This is a genomic window from Bradyrhizobium sp. (assembly GCF_035701725.1).
In the GTDB taxonomy this organism is placed as follows: domain Bacteria; phylum Pseudomonadota; class Alphaproteobacteria; order Rhizobiales; family Xanthobacteraceae; genus Bradyrhizobium.
This window is the reverse complement of the sequence record NZ_DASSRP010000011.1, coordinates 1-5,658: the sequence shown is the minus strand read 5'-3', so window position 1 is coordinate 5,658 and position 5,658 is coordinate 1. Positions and strand designations below refer to the sequence as shown.

At 66.0% G+C, this 5,658-nt stretch carries 5 protein-coding genes; 1 reads left to right on the top strand and 4 read right to left on the bottom strand.

The window, feature by feature from the left end; translation table 11 throughout:
* Positions 1–28: 28 nt before the first annotated feature.
* The 4 genes from VFL62_RS00505 to VFL62_RS00490 all read right to left on the bottom strand — a co-directional run bounded on the left by VFL62_RS00505 (position 29) and on the right by VFL62_RS00490 (position 4,341).
* Entirely contained in the window at positions 29–2,302 is a 2,274-nt protein-coding gene (locus tag VFL62_RS00505) for a xanthine dehydrogenase family protein molybdopterin-binding subunit (RefSeq protein ID WP_414644563.1), read from the bottom strand.
* Between the two features lie 41 nt (positions 2,303–2,343).
* A complete protein-coding gene (locus VFL62_RS00500) occupies positions 2,344–3,330 on the bottom strand; it encodes a xanthine dehydrogenase family protein subunit M (protein WP_325170419.1) in 987 nt (328 codons plus the stop codon).
* Positions 3,327–3,833, bottom strand: a complete 507-nt coding sequence (locus VFL62_RS00495) for a (2Fe-2S)-binding protein (protein ID WP_325170418.1) — start codon at positions 3,831–3,833, stop codon at positions 3,327–3,329. The genes VFL62_RS00500 and VFL62_RS00495 overlap by 4 nt, the downstream gene beginning before the upstream one ends.
* Positions 3,834–3,906: 73 nt before the next feature.
* A complete protein-coding gene (locus tag VFL62_RS00490) occupies positions 3,907–4,341 on the bottom strand; it encodes a MarR family winged helix-turn-helix transcriptional regulator (RefSeq protein ID WP_325170417.1) in 435 nt (144 codons plus the stop codon).
* 142 nt (positions 4,342–4,483) lie between these two features.
* Here VFL62_RS00490 and VFL62_RS00485 point away from each other — a divergent pair.
* Positions 4,484–5,658: MmgE/PrpD family protein (locus tag VFL62_RS00485; RefSeq protein WP_325170416.1), on the top strand; the 1,175-nt coding region annotated here is incomplete at its 3' end.

Sequence of the window (5,658 nt, the reverse complement as noted above, 5' to 3'; positions counted from 1 at the left end):
AATACAACTCGATTGTCGCACGAGGCGATCAGATCGCAAGAAATTTGTCAGGCGTCAGCGGCAGGTCGCGCACACGTTTGCCCGTGGCGTTGAAGGCGGCATTCGCGATCGCAGCCGCCACGCCGGTGGTGCCGATTTCGCCGATGCCGCGCGCGCCCATCGGCGTGCGGGGATCGGGAATGTCGGTCCACAGCACCTCGATATCGGGCACGTCGAGATGCACCGGCACGTGATAGTCCGCGATCGAGGCGCTCATGATCCGCCCCTTGCGCTCGTCGAACAAGGTCTCCTCGGTGAGCGCCATGCCGATGCCCATGATCATGCCGCCGCGGAACTGGCTCGCCGCGGTCTTGGGATTGAGGATACGACCGCAGTCGAACGAACCGAGCAGGCGGTCGAGGCGGATTTCCCCGGTGACCTCGCTGACGCGAAGCTGGCAGAACACCGCCGAGCGCGAATGCATCGAGAATTTCAGGACTTCGAGTGGCGCGCCGCTCTCGCCGGTGGCGCTGATGTCGCTGCGCGCGGCTCGGCCAAGAATGGATGCGAAACTTTCGTGCCGCGAGGGATCGCCGATCTTCTGCAGGCCGCTTCTTGCAAATTCGATCTCGCCGGCGCGCAAACCCGCGAGCGGCGTATCGTTGCCGGCCAGGCGCAACAGCTCGCCTGCCAGTTTGGCGCTGGCCGCGGTGACCGCGGCTCCGAGCGAGGCCGTCTGCGATGAACCGCCGGCAAAGCTGCCGAACGGCAGGCTGGTGTCGCCGATCCGGACCGTGACGCTGTCAAGCGGCACGCCAAGACGATCGGCCGCGATCTGCCGCTGTACGGTCGTGGTGCCCATCCCCATTTCATGCGCGGCGCTCGACACCGTCACGTGACCGTTGCCGTCGATCGTGATCCGCGCCGACATTCCGGGCATCCGCATATAGGGAAACGAGCCGGTGGCGCAGCCCATGCCGACGAGCCATTCGCCTTCGCGGCGCGCGCGCGGCCTAGCCGCGCGCTTCTCCCAGCCGAAACGCCTGGCGCCGAGGTCGTAGGCCAGCATCAGGTCGCTTTGCGAATGCGGCGCGCCGCTCACGGGATCCTTGTCGGCGATGTTGCGACGCCGCAGTTCGATCGGATCCAGCCCGAGTTCGTGCGCCAGTTCGTCGATCGCGCTCTCGACAGCGAAAGTGCCTGGCGCTTCCCCCGGCGCGCGCATGAAGGTGTTGGCGAGAATGTCGAGATCGAGCGTGTGCTGCACGACATCGAAGCTCTCAGAGGCGTAGAGCGAGCGGCTCGCCATCGTGAAGGCCTCATCGCAGGCGCTGTGCTGCGGTTTCACCGAATAGCCGTGATGCACGACTGCCTTGAGTTTTCCGTTGGCGTCCGTGGCAAGCGCAACGCGCTGTTCGGTCTGCGAGCGCCCGCCGATCAGCCGATGCATGCTGGCGCGCGACAATGCGATCCGCACCGGCCTGCCGGCGAGCTTGGCTGCGGCGGCGCCAAGGATCTGGTGATCCCACAACGCCTTGCCGCCGAAGCCTCCGCCGACAAAGGGCGAGGAGACGAAAACCTGGGATTCCTTGATGCCGAAAACCTTGGCGAGCGAGCCGGCGGTGCCGTTCAGCATCTGCGTCGCATCATGCACGATCAGCCGGTCGCCCTGCCAGGCAATCGTCGTCGCGTTCGGCTCGATCGGATTATGGTTGTGCCATGGCGTGCGATAGACCGCATCGACCCGGTGCGGTGCGGAGGCGAGCGCCGCATCGGCATCACCCTTCTTCAGCCGGTTGCGCTCGATCAGAAGCGAGTCGGGCGTGCGCGCATCGACCTTGGCGTCTTCGAAGCGCGTGCGCGCTGCCGCCGCCTCATAGCGCACCTTGACCAGCGCGGCGGCATGGTCGGCCTGCTCCTGGGTTTCGGCGAGCACCACGGCAACCGCCTGGCCGTTCCAGCGCACTTCGGCGTCCTGCATCACCGGAATAATGTTGTTGCCCGCGGCCTTGAGATTGGTCAGGCCGATCGGCGGCGGCGCCGCCATCTTCGGCGCGTTGCGATGGGTCATGACCAGCGCGACGCCGGGCGCCGCTTCGGCCGCCGTGACGTCGAGTTCGACGATGCGTCCGCGTGCGATGGTCGAATGCACGCAGGCCGCATAGAGCAGCCGCTCCATCGCGACTTCAGCGGCGAAGCGCGCTTGGCCGCGCACTTTCTCTGGACCATCGAGGCGCGATTGTTGGGTTCCGAGGTTCACCCGCTTTTCGATCAGGGGATCGGGCGTGCCGCCCGGCAACCAGTTCGCGGGCACATAGCCCATCGCGCTCCGGACCCCGCCGACGATGGCGTTCTGCAGCTTGCTCATGCCTGCACTCCCGTGAGTCCGCCGAGCACGGCGGCGATGGTTCGTCTGGCGAGTTCGACCTTGAAGGCGTTGCGGTCAAAAGGCCTGGCGGTGGTGAGTTCGGCATCGGCCGCGGCGAGGAAGCGCGCTTGTTCGGGCGCCTGACCGCGCAGAATTTCCTCGGCCTTGGCGGCGCGCCACGGTTTCGGCGCCACGCCGCCGAGCGCAATCCGCACGTCTTCGATCCTGCCGCCGGCGACGGTGACACCGGCCGCGACCGAGACCAGCGCAAACGCATAGCTCGAGCGGTCGCGCACCTTGCGATATTCCGAATGCGCCGCCGCGGGACTTGCTGCAATTTCGACCGCGGTGATCAGTTCACCCGGCTGCAACACCGTCTCGACTTCCGGATGCGCGCCGGGCAATTGGTGGAAGTCGGCGAGCTTCACGCTGCGCGTTCCGGCCGGGCCCGACAGATGGATCGTCGCATCCAGCGCCGCCAGCGCCACGCACATGTCGGAGGGGTGCGTCGCGATGCAATGTTCGGAAGCACCAAGGATCGCGTGGTAGCGGTTGAAGCCGTCGATCGCATCGCAGCCCGAGCCGGGCGCGCGCTTGTTACAGCGCGCGCCGGTCGTGTCATAGAAATAGGCGCAGCGAGTCCGCTGCAGGATATTGCCGCCGACGGTCGCCATGTTGCGGATCTGCGCCGAGGCGCCCGCCAGGATCGCACGCGACAGCATCGGATAGCGCGCCCGTACCGAAGGATGCGCGGCGAGCGTGCTGTTGCGCACCGCCGCACCGATCATCAGGCCGCCGTTCGGCGTGTCCTCGATGGTGCCCGGCAAGCGCGAGACGTCGATCAGCGCGGCTGGCGCTTCGATGTTCTGCCGCATCAAGTCGACGAGATTGGTGCCGCCGCCGAGATAACGCGCCTGCTCGCGGCCCGCGATGGCAAAGGCTTCGGCCGGGTCGGCGGCGCGCCGGTAATCGAACGGCCTCATGCCACACCTCCGGTTAGCATTTCCTCGATCGCATCGACAATTCCATTATGGGCGCCGCACCGGCATAGATTGCCGCTCATGCGTTCGCGTATTTCCTGGCGGGTTATGCCGTTCGGCCCCGCGGCGAGATCGGGCGTCACGTAACTCGGATCACCCCGTTTGAGCTCGGCAGCCATGGCGATTGCCGAACAGATCTGGCCCGGCGTGCAGTAGCCGCACTGAAAGCCGTCATGTTCGATAAGGGCTTCCTGCAACGGATGCAGGTGGCCGTCGGCGGCCATGCCTTCGATGGTCTGCACCTTGCAGCCGTCGGCCTGGACCGCGAGCGTCAGGCAGGACAGTACCCGCACCCCGTCGATGATGACCGTGCAGGCGCCGCAGCCGCCCTGATTGCAGCCGAGCTTGGTGCCGGTCAGCCCGAGCCGCTCGCGCAACAGGTCGAGCAGCGAAACCCTGGGGTCGTCGGGTAACGGATAATCCGTTCCATTGATGTCGATCGCCATCGGCACCTCCTTTTCAAATGCGGCTCGCGGCCAACAAGGGAGGACCATCAGGATAGTACGAAATTCGTACTATTCAAGGCTCCGAGCTTGCGATCTTTTCCGTGAGCCGGATCAGTTCGCGCTGCTCGCGCGGATCGAGCGAACGAAGCATGGCCCGACAGGCTTCGCGATAGGCGGCGATGTGATCCTCGATCGCCTGCCGTCCCTTGGCCGTCGCCATCAATGCCGCCGAGCGGCGATCGTCCTCGGGGCGGCCGCGCTCGATCAGATCCTTGCGCACCAGGCGGTCGATGGCGGACGACATCGTCGTCATCGCGACCTTGAGATAGCGGGCGACATCGCCGATGCCGCAGCCGGGATTGTCGCCGACGAACACCAGCGTCTGCGCATCGAGCGCGTTGAGCGCATTGTCGGCGGCGGCCGCCGCCTCCGCCACCTTGAAGCGGCGCGTGAAGCGCTCGAAGGCGCGCGTCAGCTGCTCGACTTGTTCCGGGGTCGGTTCGGTCATGCGGCAACAAAGCATGTTCGGCCGCGCCGCGCCAGTAATCGCCGCGCCGGCGGATTTGCCACGGTTGGATTTCCGCCCCAAAGCGTGTTTCAATCCGCCGCGTCATTTGTTCGGATATGCCATTTCCTGTCGGGGTGAACGCATGACGCTGACCCGCCGCGCTGTCCTGCATTTGGGCGCTGCAACCGCCGCGCTGCCGCTCGGCTCGATTTTTGGTTCACAAATTCTTGCGTCGCAACGCGCCAAAGCGGCGGACCGCGCATCTCGCGCGGCTCCCCTCGCCCGGCGGCTTGCCGATTATGCGCTTTCACTTCGCTACGAAGACCTCGATGCCGCCACGATCGAGCGCGTCAAGATACACCTGATCGATGCGCTCGGCTGCGGCATCGGCGCGCTGAACGAGGGGGCGGTGCGGATTTGCCGCGAGATCGCGCTGCCGGTCACGGGCCCGTCCACCATCATCGGCAGCACCAGCCGCACCACGTCCGACCTTGCGGCCTTCGCCAATGGCGCGGCGATCCGCTATCTCGATTTCAACGACACCTATGTCGGCAAGATTGCGATCCATCCGAGCGACAACATCGCGCCGTGCCTGGCAGTGGCCGAAGCCGAGCACGCCAGCGCGCAGGAGCTGATCACGGCGATTGCGCTCGCCTATGAGGTCAACTGCCGGCTGATCGACGCGCTCGACATCGCCTCGCGCGGCTGGGATACGCCTGTGCTCGGGCTGCCGGCGGTGGCGCTTGCGACGGGACGACTGATGAAGCTCACGGCCGAACAGCTCACACACGCCGTCGGCCTTGCGATCAACGATCACATTCCGCTCGGGCTGACGCGCGCCGGCGACCTTTCGGAATGGAAGGGCATCGCGGTGGCCGAAGCCGGCCGCAACGCCGTCTTCGCCACGCGTCTGGCGCGCGCCGGACTGACCGGGCCGGCCCCGATCTTCGAGGGCAAGACCGGCATGTTTCAGCAGGTGACGGGTTCGGCCGACGTCGACATCGCAAGCTTCGGTGGCCGCGAGCAGCCGTTCCGGATCCACAACTGCATTTTGAAACCCTATCCGGCGGTGATCTATACGCAGACCGCGATCGTCGCCGCGATCGAGCTCGCAAAGGAGATCGGCAATCGCGACCAGGTCGCAGCGATCGACGTTGCGACCACGCACAGGGGCTTTGAGCGCACCGGCAGCGAGCCCGAAAAATGGGACCCGAAGACGCGCGAGACCGCCGACCACAGCCTGCCCTACATGATCGCGCGCGCGATGTTCGACGGCGACGTCACGCCCGAAAGCTTCACGGAAGCGAAATTCCGCGA